Origin of the sequence: Exiguobacterium sp. KKBO11 (genome assembly GCF_001644945.1) — a bacterium.
In the GTDB taxonomy this organism is placed as follows: Bacteria; Bacillota; Bacilli; order Exiguobacteriales; family Exiguobacteriaceae; genus Exiguobacterium_A; species Exiguobacterium_A abrahamii.
Genome location: NZ_LUCU01000022.1, coordinates 285226 through 304727, shown reverse-complemented (window position 1 = coordinate 304727; position 19502 = coordinate 285226). Strand labels below are relative to the sequence as shown.

Here is a 19502-nt window from a genome sequence, read left to right as displayed (position 1 = left end):
TCGGTTTTTTCGAGACGCAGGAGGTTCAACATGGAAGCATTCTCGAAAGAGGAGATGTTCAATCAAATCAAAGCGTGGGAAGAGGGCGCGAAGGTCGAGGAGGTGCTCGCCTTACGGTATGCTCAAAGTAGCCGGTTGCTTGGAGAGACGGAAGCACTCGTCCGCATCTTGGCGTTACTCGTCGAACATCGCTATATCATGACGGGACGACTGGATGCCTTAGCTGAGAGCTGGATGCAAGAAATCCGTCAGCATGGTCGATTGCCAGCTCGTCTTGAGCAATTGTTGACGGAACAACAATTACAAAGTACGTATCAGCGCCTTGTCGCGCATACGTTTCCGACGATTCGCGAGACGGACAATGCGAACGCCAAACGATCAGCGACGAAAGAACTAATTCTCCAAGCAAGTCAAATCGTTGAGGAGACGGAACAAATCGTCGAACTGACGGAACGGTTGCGTCGATTGGATGCTGGACGCTGGACGGAACTGTTCGAGGCTGGAACGGCATTACTACGTTCGAGTGCCACGCTTGAACAGACAGCGCAGACATTCGTCGACAGCCTACAAGAGCGTTTCTATTCCCGGGAAGCGTTTCGCGAGATGACGGAACTGAAAGCGACCACGATCCAGGATCTCAAACGTGTCGTCGCTTTGCTTCCCGTCGAAAGCAAACAAGTCGAACGCTCAGCACTCGAAGAACTCGACGCGATGATTGGTCTCGAAGACATCAAACAACGGGTCCATCATATGTATCGCTTCTTGAAGTATCAACAAAAACGATCGGAAGATGGCTACCGTTCAAGCGATCAACCATCGCTACACATGATTTTCATGGGTAATCCCGGAACCGGGAAGACGACGCTTGCCCGTCTGATGGCAAAAATCTATCACGAGCTCGGACTTCTCGAACGACCAGAAGTCGTCGAGACGGATCGTTCATCGCTTGTCGGTGCGTTCGTCGGTCAGACGGAAGAACAGGTCATGAGTAAAGTCCGCGAAGCCGTCGGAGGGGTGCTCTTCATCGATGAAGCCTATGCCTTAAAACGTGCCGGACAAAGTGGGAACGATTATGGTCAGGCCGCGATCGATACGCTCGTCGCAGCAATGACGAGTGGGGAATATGCAGGGCGATTTGCGGTCGTGCTTGCTGGTTATCCAGAAGAGATGCGTGATTTCCTGAAGGCGAACCCTGGACTGCGGAGTCGTTTTCCGGAATCGAATCATTATCTACTCGCCGACTATACGGATCAGGAGCTGCTCGCCATCGGACGCTCGATCGCAAACGCGAACGATTATGTCTTGACGGAACAAGCAGAGCGGGCGTTACTCGGACGGCTTGAGCGGGAACGCGTCGACGCCAGTTTCGGAAACGGACGCGCTGTTCGCAATATCGTGCTCGATGCCATCTTCAAGAAGGGTGCGAGCCTTGGAGAGAGTGCCAGTCATGAAGACTTTGCCTTACTCGAACAAGAAGATTTCGAGATGGTACAAGAACCGGACGCAACCGTTGAGGAGCGGATCGCTTCGCTCGTCGGATTATCCGATCTCAAAGATGAACTCAAGCAGATTGAAGCCTTATTGTCGATGCAAAAACGTCGAAGAGAAGCAGGCTATAAAGTCTTGCCGGTTGAACTGCATGCGGTCTTTAGCGGCAATAGCGGGACCGGAAAGACGACTGTCGCGCAGCTTTATGCTGATGTGTTACGACAATGCGGTTATTTGAAACGCGGACATCTGAAAGTTGTCAGCCGGGCAGATCTTGTCTCCGGTTACGTCGGACAAACAGCGCAAAAGACGCGTGACGCGATTCGCGACGCGCTGGGTGGTGTCTTATTCATCGATGAGGCGTATGCATTAAATGGTGGAGCGAACGACTTCGGAAAGGAAGCAATTGATACGCTCGTGGATGAGATGACGAAACATCAAGACAATCTCGTCGTCGTCCTTGCTGGTTACGAGCAACAGATGAACGCCTTGCTCGCAAGTAACCCAGGACTGAAATCACGCTTCAAACGGTCATTCCACTTCCCGAATTACTCGCCAGACGAGTTGATTCAAATCATTGAAGGATACGCGGCACGGTTCGGATACGAGCTGACGGAGGACGCACGATTGACGCTTACCGAGAAGATTGATGTCGTTCCGAACGGAAACGCACGAGCAGCGATCACGATCGTCGAACAGGCGATCGCGAAGCAGTCGATGCGATTAATTGACAAAGTTAGCTTATCCGGTTCAGAATGGTCCTATCTTGAAAAAGAGGATTTTTAAGGGGGAAGCTACATGCACACGATTGAAATACCTGTCCGCTACGCTGAGACGGACATGATGGGCATCGTCTATCATTCGAATTATCTCGTCTATTTGGAACTGGCGCGGACGGAATTGATCCAGTCCTTAGGTCTTGACTATAAGGAAATGGAAGATGCGGGTTATGTCTCCCCGGTCACGAATGTCAATCTCGATTACAAACGCTCGTTGACGTACGGTGATACAGCGGTCGTCACGGTCTGGATTGATCATTACGATGGATTGCGGACGATTTATGGCTATACGGTCAAACATCCGGACGGGAAGCTTGCGGTCTCTGCGAAGACGACACACGTCGTCGTCAAGAAAGAAAACTTCCGACCGATTCGCTTGCCGAAGGTGTTCCCGAACTGGCACGAAATTTATGAGAAGATGAGCGAGACGGACGCAGCACTCTTAACGGAAGCGTAAAGAGATTTATCAAAAGCGGGATCGATTTTTGAATCGGTTTCGCTTTTTTCATTTTTTTCAGTCTGAACAGTAAAAGTTAGCACTTGGTACTAACGACCGATGACAAAGTCAGGATCATTTGCGAAAATAAAGAAGCTGAAGTAAGGTAGGGACTTACTCCATCTGTCGGAAGTAGACTCGACGGATGGGACGATTAGCGGTAACATAGAGAAGCATAAAAAGAAGAGGGGTCTTACTCATGAAAAAAATCGTAACCGTCAGTACGTTAGCGCTTCTCCTTGCAGGATGTAATCCTGGGGATCAACAAGCGGATGATACAACGAAAACGGAACAGAAATCAGATGAGACAAAACAATCAAACGACGAAACGAAAAAAGAAGACACAGCAAAAGACACGAACAAAGAAGAAACAAACAAAACAGATGAAACAACAAAAGACGATACGTCAGAAGAAGCAAAACAAGAAGACAATTCGTCTGATGCAGCAACGCAAGAAGATCAAGAATCTTCGGATGAGACGAAGAAAGAAGAAGAACAAAAAGACGATACACCAGCTTCAGAGAACAAGACGGAGGACAAAAAAGACGAATCGACGGATAAACCGGACAGTTCATCTCAGGATCCAGAACAAGAGAAACCGTCGAAACCAGAAGATGAGACACCGGACGTCGATAAATCAGCAGAAGCTAAAGCGGATCTATCACTTGGTAATCTCGTCGTCGTCAATAAGAAATACAGCTTGCCGATCGACTACAAACCATCGGATCTCGTCGTACCGAATGTCAGCTTCTCATACTCAGGTGTACTTGAGCAGAGCTACATGCGGGCGCCAGCTGCGAAACAGATGGAGAAGATGTTTGCCGCTGCTAAAAAAGAAGGCGTGACATTGAACGCTGTCAGTGGATTCCGTTCAGGCGAACGTCAAAAAGTATTGTATAATAATTATGTCGCACGTGATGGCAAGGCGGCTGCTGACCAATATTCAGCACGTCCTGGTCATAGTGAGCACCAGACGGGTCTCACTTTCGATATTTCGGCACCAAGCGTTGGTAACGGATTGACAGCTGCCCTTGGTGATACGAAAGAAGGAAAATGGATCGCGAATAACGCAGCGAAATATGGTTTCATCGTGCGCTACGATCGTGGCTTCCAATCACGGACAGGCTATACGTATGAGCCATGGCACATTCGTTATGTCGGTGTCGATGCCGCGACACAAATTAAAAATAACGGACAGACTCTTGAGGAATATATGAAAGTCGGTCACTAAGAGGTTGGAGGTTGACTATGATTGAAATCATAGGGATTTTAGTTCTTGGCTATCTGCTTGGTTCGATACCGTTCGCACTTCTTGTCGGGAAGTGGGGACATGGGATGGATATTCGCCAACACGGTAGCGGGAATCTCGGAACGACGAATACGTTCCGTGTCTTGGGGAAAAAGGCGGGAATCATCGTATTGATCGGTGATTTCGGAAAAGGAGCCGTCGCAAGTCTCGTTCCAATCTTGATGGGAGCAGATATACATCCGTTGTTTGCTGGACTAGCAGCTGTCATCGGTCACATCTATCCGATCTTCGCGAAGTTCAAAGGCGGAAAGGCAGTTGCGACGTCCGGAGGGATGTTGCTCGTGACGAGCCCTGTTCTGTTCATCTTCCTGCTCGTTTCCTTTTTGACGACACTTCGTCTGAGCCGGATGGTGTCGCTCAGTTCAATCGTGGCAGCAAGTGTCGGAATCGTTGTTTCCATCACGATTGGTGTCTTGACGAACGACTGGATCGTTCCGACGTTTTTTACGGTTCTTGCCTTGTTCGTCATCTTCAAGCACCGCGAGAACATCCAACGGATTCGCCAAGGTACAGAGTCTAAGATTCCACTCTTTGCAAAGAAACCGTCTGAATGAGTCGTTAAGACGCATCTACATCTCGTTCATTGAGATGCGGATGCGTCTTTTGTTTGTGGAAAAAGTCGGATAACGGACGAATTCAACGACATTTCATAGGAACTACACGTTTATTTACATCGGATTTACAAGACCTTTACAGACGTTCGATACACTAGAACTAGAACTTGTCTGTGAAGGGGGAAGCGCACGTGTCGTTGTTAGGAGAAGAGCGGAAATCACGCATCATGGAATGGCTGGAAGAGGAAGGGAAAGTCATGACGAAGGATTTGATCGAACGTCTCGATGTCTCGGGAGAAACGGTACGACGCTACTTAGAGGAGCTCGAACGGGAACGGCAGTTGAAGCGCGTCTATGGCGGTGCCATCTATCAAGGAGGAAAACGAGAAACACCGATCTCGCGTCGGACGGATCAGTTGTCTCGCCGTTTAGCGCGTTATGCGAAAGGATGGCTCAGCGATTATTCCTGTATCTTTCTTGGTCGAGGCGAGCCGGTCGAGCATCTGTTGCCGTATTTAACGGGGAACGCGACGATCGTCACGAACTCACTAGTGGTCGCTAGTCACTTGGAGCAGTGCCGCAAGACGGGACCGTTCAAAGGTGAAATTCGGTTACTTGGTGGGACGGTCGATGCCTATGGGCAGACGGTCGGAGTCGAAGTCTTGCAGGCGCTCGATGCCTACGCTTTTGATGCTTGTTTTCTATCGTTTGACGGTGCCGAAATCGAGCGTGGCTTCGTCAGCGATGATATTGAATCCTCGCTGATTCAAAAAGCCGTCATCAGTTGTACGAAAGACGTTTATGCCTTCTTGGCGAATGATGAATTCCAAGGCAATCGTAAATATAAGGTGGCAGAGTTCCGACGTGCGAAGATCGTCCTCAGTCCAGCTTCCTATCCACCATCGTGGGAGATGAAACTGTTCAACGAACGCGTGAACTGGATGGTCGTCTCATGATACACTGATGCGGGAGGGATGTATCATGTTAGAAATCATCGCATCGACCGTAGAAGAAGCGGTCGCAGCAGAACAAGCCGGAGCGGACCGGATCGAGCTCGTTTCCGCATTATCCGAAGGTGGGTTGACGCCGAGCTATGGACTGATTCGTCAAGTCGTCTCGACGGTCGAGATTCCAGTTCACGTCCTCGTTCGACCACATAGTAAGTCGTTCGTCTATTCGAAATCAGACGAAGAGACGATCATCACGGATATCGACTTGATCCGAGAACTCGGTGCTGCCGGGATCGTCGTCGGCTCATTGACCGCAGACGGTCGCGTCGACGAAGGCTTCCTTGGTCGAATCATCAAACATAAAGGGGAACTGTCATTGACGTTCCACCGAGCAATCGACAGTAGTCGCGATATTCTCGAAGCGGCAGAAGTGCTCGCTGATTTTCCAGAAGTCGACCGGATCTTGACGTCGGGTGGTCAAGCGACGGCGTTAGAAGGAAAAGAGACAATCGCGCGCTTGATCGAGGACCATCCGGACTTGATTATCTTACCAGGTTCCGGGATTACGCTTGAGAATGCGGAAACGCTTCTCAAAGCGACGAAGGCATCGGAACTACATGTGGGTTCCGCTGTCTTACAAGACGGTATCATTCAAAAAGAACGTGTTGAGGCATTGACGCGACTTCTGCGCTAATCCTATACCGCACGAATCCATTTTTCAAATCTTATGAGATGAGAGAAATGGATTTTTTTGTATGTGTTCGTGACGGATTTTCGACGATTCCGTGACGCGTTTGAAAAGCAGAGCGGGATAACTAGGTTTTTCAACGGGACTACGCTAGAATCAAAGATGGAAATAGTGGAAATGAAGGAGTACGACATGAACCCTAAACAATTAAAACAAGACGCCCTTGGTACACTAAAAGGACGTTGGCTGGTCGGGCTAAGCATCTCGATCATCTACTTCCTTATCTTTGCGCTTGCAGCAAGCCGGATGTCCTTTGACCAAGATGACATCGACAGCATGGTCCGTTTCATCGGACTGAACATGGTCGTAACGATCGTGCTTGCTCCGGTGACGGTTGGACGAACGATTGCTTACTTACGCTTCACACGCGGGGAGTCTGCCGGTATCGGAACGTTATTCGAAGGATTTTCTTCGTTTCGACGTGCTTTTCGAACGATTGCTGCGTATGCAATCGTGACGATATTGGTCTATGTCGGATCATTTTTGATCTTACCGGCATTGTACTTTTATCTAGCGTATCGCCTCGTCCCGTACATTTTGGTCGACCGACCGGAATTGTCGTTTTGGCAAGTCCTCGGTGAGAGTCGTCGGATGATGAAAGGGCATAAGCGTGAATTGGTCATGCTTTACTTGAGTTTCATCGGCTGGGGTATCCTCGCACTACTTAGTACTGTGGGTGTCATCTTCTTGACGCCGTATTTCGATACGACGATGGCACACTTCTATGAACGCTTGAAACCAACACGTCAATCATCCGTCGAGGGATGAACGAAAAAAGCCTGTACATTACGTCAGTAGACGTAGCGTACAGGCTTTTGCTTATTCTACCGAAGCGCGTGAACGTTCGGCGAGCAACAGATAAAGCGCTTGTGTACCGGAATCGGCGTGACCCAGCTCAGCAAGTTGTTCATATAAATCCTTCGTCAGTGCGAGACCAGGTGTCGCGATGCCCATCTCAGCTCCTCGCTCAAGGGCAAGGCGCATATCCTTGATGAAGTGTTTGACGAAGAAACCAGGTGAGTAGTTTTCAGCGATGACGCGCGGAATCAAGTTCTCAAGACTCCAGCTACCGGCAGAACCAGATTTGATCGTCTCGATGAATTGTGTCGGATCAATCCCGGACCGCGTGACGAACAACAGCATCTCCGCTGTTCCAATCATCGAGCCGGCAATTGCGATTTGGTTCGCGAGTTTCGCCGATTGTCCTTTACCAGGACCACCGAAGAGTGAAATCGATTTTCCCATCGCTTCGAATAATGGCTTCGCTTGCGCGAACGCTGCTTCTTCACCACCGACGAGAATGGCGAGTGTCCCGTTCTTCGCACCGAGGTCACCACCTGTGACAGGTGCGTCAAGTGCCTGAAGACCGCGTGCTGCCGCTTCCTTCGCGATTCGTTCTGCAAGAGCCGGACTGGATGTCGTCATGTCAATCAGAATCGTTCCTGGTGCCGCATGATCGAGGATTCCGTCTTCGAAGTAGATCTGCTCGACGTCTTGCGGATAACCGACGATCGAGATGACGACGTCGACATCGGTGACGACGTCTTGAATCGTATCGACGATCTTGACACCATCTGCTTCAAGGACGAGTCCTTTTTCTTTCGTGCGATTATATCCTTTGACTGTAAAACCTGCCTTGCGCAGATTGCGGACCATGCCTTGTCCCATGACACCTAATCCGATGAAACCGACTGTCTTCATACGTGATTCCCCCTTGCACGTTCCGTGCCGATGAATTGTTGCGTTACGAGCTTATTATACAATGGATTGTCGACGACAAGACGATCATGTGTCCCGATGCCGGAAATCCGACCATCTTCAAGGACGATGATTTGATCGGCATGACGAACTGTCGCGAGACGATGGGCGATGACGAACGTCGTCCGTCCGACCATCAATCGCTCGAGTGCTTCCTGAACGACCCGCTCTGACTCGGAATCGAGGCTTGACGTGGCTTCATCCAGCAATAGAATTTCCGGATCACGGAGGAGTGCACGTGCGATTGCAATCCGTTGGCGTTGACCACCGGACAACTTGACACCCCGTTCTCCGATTTCAGTTGCATACCCCTCCGGAAAACGTTCAATGAACGTATCGGCATTCGCCATTCGTGCAGCCTCACGGATTTTGTCTTCACTGACGTCTTCCGCAAGACCGTAGATGAGATTGTCGCGTATCGTTCCCGATAAAACAGGTGAGTCTTGCGCAACATAACCAATCGCTTGGCGCCAAGATGATAACGTCAAATCAGTGATGGATTGATCTCCGAGTCGGATCTGACCGGACGTCGGTTGATAGAACCGCTCAAGTATCGCGAATAATGTCGTCTTCCCGGATCCACTCGGACCAACGATCGCTGTCGTCTTGCCGCGTGGTAACGTAAAGCTGACATCCAGGAGGATGGGCGTCTCATTGTATCCGAATGACAGGTGATCGACCGTGACGTCCGTAAACGGACGCGGCGCAACAAGCGCTCCAGGTGCTTCCGGTGTCTCATCGAGCAGCTCGATGATTCGCTCTGTCGCCCCACGTGCTTTCTGCAACTTCGTGATGAATTCAGTCATCGTCACGAGCGGCGTCATGATTTGGAACAAATAGAGTGAGAAGGCGACGAGTTCACCCGCCGTGATCTGGTTCGTCGCGACGCGGTAGGCACCAAAGCCGATGATCAAGATCAACATCGTCGTTAAGGTGACGTTGAATATTGGCAACAAGAGGGCTTGGATTCGTCCTTCCTTGACGCCATAGCCATAAAGATTCTCAATGCGAGTTTTCCCACGGTCCAACTCATAGGGTTCTGTCGCTTGCGATTTGACGAGTCGGACTTCGCCGAGCATCTCGGCAAAAAAACCGGATAATCCTGCGAGTTCCTTCTGAGTCTCACGAGATATCTTATGAAGCTTCCGCACGAGTGGAATGATGATCAATAGCGTCACGGGTACAGCGATGACCATGACGAGTGTCATCTGCCAGTCGAGGAAGAACAGGATCGTGATCGCTCCGATGATCGAGACGAGTGATGTCAGCAGGCGGACGAGTTGCTCCGACAGCAATTGCTGGAGTGTCGTAGCGTCACTATTGAGCCGAGAGACAAGCTCACCTGATTTCGTCTCATCATAGAACGGAATCGATAAGGTCAACAGGTGTTTCCATAAGAGCGTCCGCAAATTGGCGACGATCCGTTGACCAACGATCTGTAACCAATAGATGGACAAGGCGTTCGCGACGACTTGGACGACGAAGACGATCACGAACAAACTGATCAGCTGCGGAGTCAGTCGATCGACTGTAAAACCGTCAATCAACGTCTTTAAGAACCAAGGGATGGCGAGTGCTGCCAGCGCTTGGATGACGGAGACGGAAACGGCAGCGGATAATAATCCGACCGGGGGTTTCGTTTTTTTCAATAACAGGTAAAAAGATTGGAACGTCGCAGCGTTCATTTCAACACATCCTCTCTTTTCCATTGTCCGAAAGAACGAAGAAACGGTCAAATGGGAAACGCGACTTGACAAGAAATCTTTTGGTTTGTGACACTGATAGTGGAAACAACAAGGGAGGATTCAGATGTCTATTTTCGTAGATGCAGACGGATGTCCCGTTGTCGATCTCGTCGTTCGACACCGACAGGGACGTGACGTCTTTTTAGTTTGTGATACAGCACACCAGATGATGCGGGAGGGGGCGACGACGATCACGGTCGGACAAGGACCAGATGCCGTCGATTACGCGATCGTCAATCGGATGAAACGTGGCGATCTCGTCGTGACCCAAGACTACGGTTTAGCAGCACTCGTCTTAGCGCGAGGAGGCTTCGCGATGGACCAAAATGGTCGTCAGTTTACGAACGAGAATATCGATCTATTGCTTCATACACGCCATGTCGGACAACAAATCCGACGAGCGGGTGGACGGACGAAAGGACCGAAAAAACGGACGCGCGATGCGGACCGGGCCTTTGAAGAGGCATTTCGTGCATTAGTGCAAAGCAGCATATAAGGAAGACAGTACTCGAACTGTCGATCAAATAGGGACCATGCTATAATTTGTAACAGGAATGAATTTTGAAAGGAGGATACACGTTGAAACGAATCTTACGCGACCACTCGAAGGACCGTCCTTACCGATTGCGCCAAGGAACGGTTCCAGCATCAGCTGAGGCACGACTCACATCACTCGATCAACGTGAAATCAATCGATTACAACAGAATTTACGAGAAGTCGAACTGAAATTGAAGCAACGCAATGAAATCATGGAAGCGTTAGCGACGCAAAATGTCGAAGCGGCCTGTGAGACCGTCCTGACGATCCTGTTGCAACTGCTCGATGTAAAAGAAGGTGCCATCCTCTTGTACCGTCGTGAACAGTTGAATCATTTCGTCGCGCAAGGCATCGACGAGATGGAGCTGATCGAAAAAGATCTCGATCAATATTCTGTCTTACGTCGGGCGTTCGTCATGCGTAAATCGGTTCAATTACCGATTGGCGATCAGTTCGAATCGGCGATTCCCGTCCAATCTCCAAGTAATGGACAAGTCGTCGGGTTACTTTATATTCGTCATGCTTTTCCTCAGTTCAATCTAGAGCAAGTCGGGGACTTACTTGATCTATCACGAAAACTCGGAATGACGCTTGAGCGCCATCTATTATTCCATCAGATGGAGCATGAAAAGATCAAGACGTATCAGCTCCTCGACTCGATTCGGGAAGCTGTCCTATACATCGAGAGTAGTGGGGAACAGATCTATGCGAACCAAGCTTTGTTGAACATGTTTCCACCGAAGCTCGTCAATCAAGCGCAAGGATTCCGCCACGCCTACGAACGGGCGACGTCGCTGTTTGAACATGTCGATCAGCCAGACGCACTCCATGACTACATCGGTCAACTGATGAATGGAGATATTCCGGGAGAAACGATCGAACTATCAGCGTTTCGGGGGAACTTGCTACTCAGTGCTTACGCCGAGCGGATTGCGATCGCAAACGTCGAGTGGGGCATGATGCTCGTCTTACGGGACGTGACGAAAGATAAGGAACTTGATCTCAAGCAGGCAGAATTCGTCTCGATCGTGTCGCACGAGTTGCGGACACCGCTCTCTTCCATCATGGGCTTCACGGAATTATTGATGAAACGAGAAGTGGATCCGAAGCGCCAAAAGCGATATTTGCAGACGATTCATTCAGAAACCGTTCGTTTGGCGGAATTGATTAATGACATTCTGGAAATTCAAAAAGGAGAAGATTCGACGCATGGGACGCAAAAAGAACCACTTGATGTGAAACAATTGATGTTCGAGATGAAACCGATGTTTGATCTCGCGAGTCGCGCGCATCGCATCAGTGTCCAGTTCGATCCAGGCACCTATACGATTTCAGCAAGCAGTGAAAAGATGAAACAGCTGTTCACGAACTTGATCATGAACGCGATTAAATATTCACCTGAAGGTGGCGCAATCCGGATCAAAGGGTCAAACCAGTCGGATCAATTACGGATTGAGATTTCGGACGAAGGGCTCGGTATACCAGAGAAAGCCCTACCTTATATCTTTGATAAGTTTTACCGAGCAGATAACTCGGATACACGTAAAATCGGTGGAACCGGCTTAGGACTCGCGATTTGCCGGATGATCGTGCTTGACCATGGGGGAGCGATTTCCGTCCAATCAACGGAAGGAGAGGGCAGTACATTCATCATTCAACTCCCGCTCGAAGCATGACCGACAATCGACTGAGAAAGGAGGAAGACACGGTGAATAATTCACACATTCGTTATGAAGCATTGCATCCGCTCGTCGAAGAGATTCTTGAAAAACTGAGTGAACGGATTGGCGTCAACACGTTGTTTTTTGCATTAAATGATTCATATAGCAACTTTGTCGTCAAGGCGATCAATCAAGAGCGACGGTTGATCGAAGAAGGCTCGACCCATGTCTTCCAACACGTTCTCTGTAAGCTGGTCGTCGATGAAACGGATGGAAAGGTTTCAATCAGTGAATTGCTCAACGATCCGTTGACGGTCAATCATCCGGTCACGAAAGCGCTGGGGAACGGAAGTTTCATGGGAGTGGCAATCAAGAATGCTGAGAATGAGAAGATCGGGACGTTGTGCGCCTTCGACGATCAACCATTCGACTTCAAGGAGCAGGATATTGCACTTGTGGAACATTACGCTGACATCATTAGTAAATCAATCAACGTTGAAACGTATGTCATCAAAGACGCTTTGACAGATGTCTATAACGAACGCTATATGAATCGTTTAATTTCGAGTGTGACGATTCATCCAGCTTTCTTGATGGTCTTGAACCTCGACCGTTTTCATGCGATCAATGCTACGCACGGTTACCGGATAGGGAATGAAGTGTTGCGTGAAATTGCAAGTCGTCTAAAATATGTACCGTTACCGAATCATGTCGTCGGACGGATGGATGGTAATGAGTTCGTCGTATTGGCAGAACTTGAGCAAGAGCAAGAATTCGAACAGCATGCAATAGACTATGCCCGCATCGTCACGGAAGCGATCGAGCAACCAATCGTTGGTGTCGCGGACGAACCGATTCACGTGACGGCATCGTCTGGTGTCAGTCTCTTGACGGGTGACATGGCGAGTCGTCAGACGCAGATTTATGCAGCGGAAGCTTTGATGCAACAAGTCAAACACGACGGAAAACGACGGACCTCGTTCGTCAATCCAAACCGGCATGCGGAACAGCACCCGTTTGCATCGGTCCTTGAATCAGAGCTGTCGCATGCACTGGAACGGGGGCAGTTCGAACTTTATTACCAATGGATCGTCGATGCGAAACAAGAACATTATGTCGCGGTTGAAGCACTTTTGCGCTGGAACCACCCAGTGCTTGGCTTCGTCAGTCCGACGGATTTCATTCCGATTGCTGAGAAGATGGAGATTTTTCCGGACATTGGTCGATTTACGATCTGTCAGGCAATCTTGGATCAACGCCGGTTAGAAGAAACGTTTGGTCGTAAGATTTCCGTCGCCGTCAATCTATCGGCAAATCAGTTCGAGTCGGATCAACTATTTTCCGAGTTAATTCGACTAACAGAAGAGTCTTACTTCCCGAATGAGCGTCTCATACTTGAAATTCGTGAGGAAGTACTGCAAACACGTCGTCGTTTTGCCATCAAACGCTTGGAACAGTTACGCCAAGCAGGCTATCGTCTGACCGTCGATCATTTCGGCAGTCATTATGCGTCGCTCAATTCGTTGTTACGCTTACCTGTTCAAGCGGTCAAACTCGATCCGATTTTTACACGTCGACTCGTTCAAAATCAGTTGGAGCGCTCGATGATTCGCTCTGTCCATTCCTTGACGTCGACGTTGAACATCGCGCTCGTGATTCAGGAAGTCGAAACACCGTCACAGCTGCAACACATTCAAACGTTAGATGAGTTATTGTATGTGCAAGGATACGAGGTCCATCATCCTCAGCCCATCGATCAACTGCTCGTCGAAGACATCATGCGAGGACGTGCTGAGGTTTAACCGTTCTTCAGTCGGGAATACCTTAAAAGGTGGAACAAGTACATTTTAAGGGGGATGCCAAATGGCTGATCAACACGATAAAGAAACGGATCCAATTACTTCAGGTAACCGAATGACGAAGGATGAGATTGCGGGGCGTGATCCGCAGAACCATGCGGAGGTTCCGGAAAAATCGAAGGATGAAAAAGAATCGAAGCATCCAGATCAAGAAGCAGACAAATCAAGTGAAGAAGCTTCAAGTGAAGAGGCTCCCGATTTGTCCCATGCTTCAGATGAAGATGGGGATGTCCAGCCGTCTGATGATGACAACCAACAAGATAAAGAATGACTAAAATAAGGGCAATCGACGTTCGGCAGTAATGCCACGCGTCGATTGCCCTTTTTGCTGTATTGTTATTGAATGGTTACTCGCCACCCCCACCGCCGTCACCCCCACCATCAAATCCTCCGTCGATCCCGCCGTCTGTCGCATGGGACGTGTCGGTCAAATCAACAGGGAAGAGTAAGAACGGAATCGCGTCGGCGCCGTCCGGTGGGAGAATCGAAGATGGGAAGAGTTGTTGCAAGATCGTTTGTTGACTTAAATACAATCGGATCGCTGTCAAATAGACTAAGTCTTTCCGGTACTTAAAATGTAAATCGGAGCGTAACGCCTCTGCCATTCGTTCGAGTGACGAAGCGTGAACGTTTGGGTCACCGAGTAACGCAAGCATGCCGTGGAACGACAGCGGAACATGGTGTTTACGATGTATCTTACGGGATGACTCCACTTGTGCGATATAGCGATCCCAATCGTCTTCAGGCAATAAAGCGAATATCAAGGCGACGACATACGTCTGTTGAGCGCGTCCGAATCGTCGTTTGAGTCGTTGATAAACCATCTCGATACGCGAGGCGAGTTCGTCTAACTCACCGCGTGTCGTAGCGTGAAAGTAGACGAAAGAGATCAATAGCGGTGACACGATGAACCGATGTTGTTTTTTGAGGCGTGTATATAATTGTACCGTTCGTTCGAGTACCGCGTCCTGTGGAGTTAGACGGCTGATGAACAGGGCAGTAGAGTAGGCATTCAAGGGATGCGACAAGCGATGCGATTTTAAATAGCCATGAATCGACATCATCTCAGCAATCCGACTCGGTGTGTGGGCGTCAAAGGCATGAATCTTCGAAGCAAGTAATAATGCCTGGGTCGTTTGTGTACGCAACCGTATTTTCAAATCGTCTGCTGTCTCAAGCAACACACTTGCGGAAACCTGCTCCGTTCCAATCGTCCGGTCGAATGCCAGTTCGATCAGAATGCCATCCTGATAGGTTCTGAATTCTGGTCCAATGTGATCCAGCTGTCGCAAGAAAGTCGTCGCGATCTCCATGACTGTTCCTCCTCTGCCTTTTCTTATAGTGTATCACGCAGTGAAAGCGTTCTCTTATTTTTTCAGTTGGGTGTCAATCAATCGTTCTGCTGCGCGCCGGTACAAGTTACTCATGTGAGCCATAGCGAGAATCTGTTCCAGTGGATCGGTCGTCGAGGCGGTCAGAGCGTCTTGTTCCGTTACGAAGCGCGCTGTATTTCGTTCCGTCAGTTCGAGGTAATTACGATAAAACCCTTCAAGATCGAGTTGGTCCTGTTCGATCCCTGCGTTCAAGGGCGAGAGAATCGTCTTGATATCATTAATCGAAAACGAACTTTTCAATTGATAAATCAAGCTGATCAGAATCAAGTGTTCCTTCGTATACTTTTTATTCGTGACCGGAAAGAATAATTTCTTTTTGGCATAATTGTTGATCATCGTCTTCGTCAAAATCGTCTCGTCTGCACTTCGCGTCGTTTCCTCGAATGTCCGCTCGAACAGTTGGATGACTTGATCCATATAGAGATCGATATTCGGGATATCTTCGAGCTGTAATTGACGATCGTGTCTCGTGTCGTCAGAATGTGTCATAAAAAAACCTCCAAAATCGCTAAAATAGGACTTTCTACTTCTCCATCATATGATAGAATACGTATATAACGCCATGTAGTATTCAAAACTACATATCAGAGGAGGAACGAAAGTGAAAGCTTATATGAGAGAACCGATTAATGGATTAACGCATCTTGGAGGGGCTGTCTTTGCTTTTGTCGGGTTACTGGCACTTGTCATCAAGGCATCGTTAGAACGGGGGGCATCACTTGCGATCGTTGCAGCGATTATTTTTGGTGTCAGTATGATGGCGCTTTATGCTGTTTCGGCAACGTATCATATGGTGCTTGCGAGCGACCGGGCGATCGCGATCTGGCGTCGGTTGGATCATTCGATGATTTATCTGTTGATTGCCGGGTCTTACGCACCGTTTTGTCTCGTCAGTCTGAACGGTCCGACCGGTTGGGTCTTGTTCAGCATCGTCATGTTGATTGCAGTCTCTGGAATCACCTTTAAATTGGTTTGGTTCAACAGTCCACGTTGGTTATCAACGACGCTCTACATCGGAATGGGCTGGATCATGGTATTTGCGATCACGCCACTCGCGCAAGTCTTATCACCGCTCGGCATCGGATTGTTGTTCCTTGGTGGTATCTTCTATACGATTGGTGGCATCATCTATGGGCTGAAGCCACGTATCTTATCGTTCAAACATCTTGGATTCCATGAAATCTTCCATATCTTCGTACTACTGGGTAGCCTAGCGCATTTCCTATGTGTCTACTTCTTCGTCTTGTGAGGATGTCCTCCTTCAGTCAATGGCTGAAGGAGTTTTTTTGTGTCTGATGGAAAATACAGGAGAAGTCGAGTGTCCTCACGAATGAAAGAACGAATAGATCACGCATAGGGGGAAAAACATGAAACACACACGATGGCAGTTAGAGACACTCTACACGATAGATGACGTCAAAGCAGGAATTACTACGATACAAGCGGCGTTGACAAAACGTCCGACTAATGTGGCAGAACAGGTCGAACGTTATCAGCAAGTCGCGCGCGACGTCGAGGAATGGAGCGACTTCATTTATTGTCTGTACGCTGAAGATGTCACGCGCTCAGAAGTCCATCCATTGCTCGAAGAGATCGAAATTGTGCAAGCGATGGTGCGCAGTGAGGCAGCAGCACTCGATACGAAGATCGCTGCACTGTCACAAGAAGAGTGGGCGGAGCTCGTCACGGGTTCACCATACGCCTTTTTCTTGAACGAACGCCGTGACATCCAGTCCCGTCGTGCACCACTAGTTCAGGAACAATTGTTGCAGGATCTCGGTGTGGACGGGTTCCAAGGCTGGGGGCAGCTCTACAAACAGCGCTTCATGGCATTGCGCGTCGACTTGGACAAAAAGCAGGTCACGATTGGTCAAGGGCTACACGAAGCGATGTTCGCACCTGACCGTTCGGCTCGTTTAGCGGCAGCGACAGCAGTTGACACCGCTTGTGCACAAGAAGCTGACTTGTTTGCGACGATTCTGAACCGGATTGCTGGCTTCAGACTGCAATCCTACAAGATGCGGAACTGGGAGCAACCGTTGACCGAGTTGCTTGAGCAGAACCGGATCTCGGAAGCGAGCCTAAAAGCGATGATGGAAGCACTCGATCAACACCGCGACCTCTTTCACGCCTATTACGCTCGGAAGATTGCCCAGGCGGAGCGGGTGACGGGAGAATGGCATGATTTTGAGACGAACACCTATCGCTCCGCGCGTCACGTTCCGTTTGAGATGGCAGAGACAATCGTCACGACACAATTCAAACGATTGAATCCGCAGCTCGGCGCCTTCGCGGAAAACGTGTTTAGTGAGGGTTGGGTCGATGCAGAGAATCGTCCTGGAAAAGCGGAAGGTGGATTCTGCGCTGCCTTTCCGATTGCAAAAGAGAGTCGAATTTTCATGACGTACCGTGATAGTTATCCGGACGTCGCGACGCTCGCTCATGAATTCGGTCATGCTTATCATAATTATTTACTGCAAGACGAACCGTATTTAAATCAAGTCAAAGGAACGAGCATCGCGGAGACGGCTTCGACGTTCATGGAGAATCTCGTCCTCGATGCTGCCATCAAAGAGACGACGGAACGGGAGGAAGTGCTCGCTCTTCTAGAGGTCAAGATCCGAGAAGGGCTGAAATATGCCAGCATCGTTCCCGGCATGTTCCGTTTCGAGCAACGTTTTTATGCGGAACGTCAGCAAGGGACGGTCAGTGCCGAACGGTTAAGTGAACTCCTGCAAGAGGAAGAACGGTTAGCCTATGGTCCAGTATTGCCTGAACCGGCGCGCTATAAATGGATGTACATCAGTCACTTGTTCAATCCGAATCTTGCGTTCTACAACATTCCCTACACGATCGGTTATCTGCTCAGCAATAGTCTGTATCAGACGGTTCAAGCGAATCCGAGTCAATTTTCGGCAGTCTTTGAAGCCGTCATGCATGATTCCGGTCAAGCGACGATTGATGAGATCGTTACACGTCATCTCGACGCTGATCCGACATCTGTCGCGTTTTGGATGGAAGCTCAGCAACCGCTCGTCCAGGCAATTGAGCAGTACCTGACGTTAACGGAATCATCTCTCTCCGTCGATTGAAGACGAATCGAAACGGGAACAGAAATGTAGGGAGGGATGCGGATGTATGAACAGGAGAAACAATTAGTCGCTGAGGCAGCACTAACTTACGTGAAAGATGGGATGATAGTGGGTCTTGGGACGGGTTCGACGACGGAACGGTTCATCGAGGCGCTCGGTCCACTTGTGCAGGCGGGACTACAAATTCAAGGTGTGGCGACGTCACTTGCGACGGTCCGACTCGCGGAACAGTTACACATTCCGTTGATCGACTTGGAAGAGGGAATGGAAATCGATGTGACGATCGATGGGATCGATCAAATTGACGGACACTTCCAAACAATCAAAGGTGGTGGCGGTGCACTATTTCGCGAGAAAATTGTCGCACTGATGAGTCGAGAATTGCTCTATCTGACCGATTCCTCGAAGTTCGTCCATCATTTAAGCGGACCGTTACCGGTTGAACTGGATCCGTTTGCCTTACCGTATGTACGACAACGGTTGCGTGATAAGCATGTCTCCGCAACGTTGCGGCTGAAAGACGATCGTCCCTTCGTTACAGATGGAGGTCACGTGATTCTTGACGTGGATGTATCAGCCATCTCGGACGTCCGAGTATTCGCAAAAGAAGTAAAGAGTTGGTCGGGTGTACTCGAGACCGGTTACTTCGAGCGACAGCCCGATCATGTCCTGACGGTCGAAGAGGGAAAGGTCAAACGTATCGCGCATCCACGACTGCGTGATGGTGGTGGATTGGTTTAAGAAAGAAAGAAGGAAACCGTATGGGCTTGAAAAAACGGTATTTATTCGGAGCAGGTGTCATTGCCGGTGCGAGTCTACTGTTGTTCAGGAAGCGGGAACAGGGCACACAGACCGATGCGCTACGTGACTATTTAGCGCATCTCGATCAGGATCCGAGTCCCGATGCTGCGAAAGACCCGGATGAAGTCGGATTGACGAAACTGGATTCGATCTATCGGTCGGAGTGGCAAGCGAACGGGTTCCCGCGTTCGCGGACGGAGCTAGAGGAGCTTGAAAAATAAAAGAACTTGAAAACAGCCTTGAATTCAATGAATCAAGGCTGTTTGACTTAGAGGTAATTGAAAAGAGGAGAAGCTCACCATGCCAATTTGAAATCTTATCCTGAATCAT

The 19502-nt window shown here is 49.3% G+C and carries 19 protein-coding genes; 15 read left to right on the top strand and 4 right to left on the bottom strand.

Features of this window, described 5'->3' with window-relative positions; translation table 11 throughout:
* Nucleotides 1-30: 30 nt before the first annotated feature.
* The 7 genes from AYO36_RS08615 (at nt 31) to AYO36_RS08585 (ending at nt 7092) form a co-directional block, all read left to right on the top strand.
* Nucleotides 31-2274, top strand: coding sequence for an AAA family ATPase (locus AYO36_RS08615; RefSeq protein WP_064300183.1), 2244 nt, complete (start codon nt 31-33; stop codon nt 2272-2274).
* 12 nt (nt 2275-2286) lie between these two features.
* Nucleotides 2287-2724 carry an acyl-CoA thioesterase gene (locus AYO36_RS08610; RefSeq protein WP_023467801.1) on the top strand — a complete coding sequence of 146 codons (438 nt, stop codon included), beginning with the start codon at nt 2287-2289 and terminating at the stop codon, nt 2722-2724.
* A gap of 238 nt (nt 2725-2962) precedes the next feature.
* On the top strand, nt 2963-3994 hold the full coding sequence (locus tag AYO36_RS08605) for a M15 family metallopeptidase (RefSeq protein ID WP_064300182.1): 1032 nt from the start codon (nt 2963-2965) through the stop codon (nt 3992-3994).
* A 17-nt stretch (nt 3995-4011) separates the two neighbouring features.
* Nucleotides 4012-4626 (top strand): glycerol-3-phosphate 1-O-acyltransferase PlsY, encoded by a 615-nt coding sequence (gene plsY / locus AYO36_RS08600; protein ID WP_029341281.1) that lies wholly within the window; start codon nt 4012-4014, stop codon nt 4624-4626.
* A gap of 191 nt (nt 4627-4817) precedes the next feature.
* The gene (locus AYO36_RS08595) at nt 4818-5582 is read left to right on the top strand and encodes a DeoR/GlpR family DNA-binding transcription regulator (RefSeq protein ID WP_047391234.1); all 765 of its coding nucleotides are present in this window, start codon (nt 4818-4820) and stop codon (nt 5580-5582) included.
* Between the two features lie 25 nt (nt 5583-5607).
* Complete coding sequence (locus AYO36_RS08590) at nt 5608-6270, top strand: copper homeostasis protein CutC (RefSeq protein ID WP_064300181.1); 663 nt, start codon at nt 5608-5610, stop codon at nt 6268-6270.
* Between the two features lie 186 nt (nt 6271-6456).
* Nucleotides 6457-7092 carry a DUF975 family protein gene (locus AYO36_RS08585; RefSeq protein ID WP_064300180.1) on the top strand — a complete coding sequence of 212 codons (636 nt, stop codon included), beginning with the start codon at nt 6457-6459 and terminating at the stop codon, nt 7090-7092.
* Between the two features lie 51 nt (nt 7093-7143).
* On the opposite strand, the gene AYO36_RS08580 is transcribed toward AYO36_RS08585, so the two are convergent.
* Together AYO36_RS08580 and AYO36_RS08575 are read right to left on the bottom strand one after the other, a co-directional pair.
* The gene (locus tag AYO36_RS08580) at nt 7144-8025 is read right to left on the bottom strand and encodes an NAD(P)-dependent oxidoreductase (protein WP_064300179.1); all 882 of its coding nucleotides are present in this window, start codon (nt 8023-8025) and stop codon (nt 7144-7146) included.
* On the bottom strand, nt 8022-9767 hold the full coding sequence (locus AYO36_RS08575) for an ABC transporter ATP-binding protein (RefSeq protein WP_082874213.1): 1746 nt from the start codon (nt 9765-9767) through the stop codon (nt 8022-8024). The genes AYO36_RS08580 and AYO36_RS08575 overlap by 4 nt, the downstream gene beginning before the upstream one ends.
* Before the next feature lie 124 nt (nt 9768-9891).
* Between AYO36_RS08575 and AYO36_RS08570 the strand changes: the two genes are divergently transcribed.
* The 4 genes from AYO36_RS08570 to AYO36_RS08555 all read left to right on the top strand — a co-directional run bounded on the left by AYO36_RS08570 (nt 9892) and on the right by AYO36_RS08555 (nt 14156).
* Nucleotides 9892-10323 (top strand): YaiI/YqxD family protein, encoded by a 432-nt coding sequence (locus AYO36_RS08570; protein WP_055967203.1) that lies wholly within the window; start codon nt 9892-9894, stop codon nt 10321-10323.
* 83 nt (nt 10324-10406) lie between these two features.
* Nucleotides 10407-12041, top strand: a complete 1635-nt coding sequence (locus AYO36_RS08565; protein ID WP_231884692.1) for an ATP-binding protein — start codon at nt 10407-10409, stop codon at nt 12039-12041.
* A 32-nt stretch (nt 12042-12073) separates the two neighbouring features.
* Nucleotides 12074-13828 (top strand): EAL domain-containing protein, encoded by a 1755-nt coding sequence (locus tag AYO36_RS08560; RefSeq protein WP_231681778.1) that lies wholly within the window; start codon nt 12074-12076, stop codon nt 13826-13828.
* 61 nt (nt 13829-13889) lie between these two features.
* Nucleotides 13890-14156 (top strand): hypothetical protein, encoded by a 267-nt coding sequence (locus AYO36_RS08555; RefSeq protein ID WP_064300178.1) that lies wholly within the window; start codon nt 13890-13892, stop codon nt 14154-14156.
* Nucleotides 14157-14232: 76 nt separating this feature from the next.
* On the opposite strand, the gene AYO36_RS08550 is transcribed toward AYO36_RS08555, so the two are convergent.
* Nucleotides 14233-15198 carry a DUF4003 family protein gene (locus tag AYO36_RS08550; protein ID WP_064300177.1) on the bottom strand — a complete coding sequence of 322 codons (966 nt, stop codon included), beginning with the start codon at nt 15196-15198 and terminating at the stop codon, nt 14233-14235.
* Between the two features lie 54 nt (nt 15199-15252).
* A complete protein-coding gene (locus AYO36_RS08545; RefSeq protein ID WP_064300176.1) occupies nt 15253-15768 on the bottom strand; it encodes a DUF1836 domain-containing protein in 516 nt (171 codons plus the stop codon).
* 112 nt (nt 15769-15880) lie between these two features.
* Here AYO36_RS08545 and trhA point away from each other — a divergent pair, with 112 nt between their 5' ends.
* The 4 genes from trhA (at nt 15881) to AYO36_RS08525 (ending at nt 19393) form a co-directional block, all read left to right on the top strand.
* A complete protein-coding gene (trhA, locus tag AYO36_RS08540; protein ID WP_023467814.1) occupies nt 15881-16528 on the top strand; it encodes a PAQR family membrane homeostasis protein TrhA in 648 nt (215 codons plus the stop codon).
* Between the two features lie 118 nt (nt 16529-16646).
* Nucleotides 16647-18371 carry a M3 family oligoendopeptidase gene (locus tag AYO36_RS08535; RefSeq protein ID WP_082874212.1) on the top strand — a complete coding sequence of 575 codons (1725 nt, stop codon included), beginning with the start codon at nt 16647-16649 and terminating at the stop codon, nt 18369-18371.
* Nucleotides 18372-18413: 42 nt separating this feature from the next.
* Nucleotides 18414-19112, top strand: coding sequence for a ribose-5-phosphate isomerase RpiA (rpiA, locus tag AYO36_RS08530; RefSeq protein ID WP_064300175.1), 699 nt, complete (start codon nt 18414-18416; stop codon nt 19110-19112).
* Nucleotides 19113-19132: 20 nt separating this feature from the next.
* Nucleotides 19133-19393, top strand: a complete 261-nt coding sequence (locus AYO36_RS08525; RefSeq protein ID WP_064300174.1) for a hypothetical protein — start codon at nt 19133-19135, stop codon at nt 19391-19393.
* Nucleotides 19394-19502: the final 109 nt, after the last annotated feature.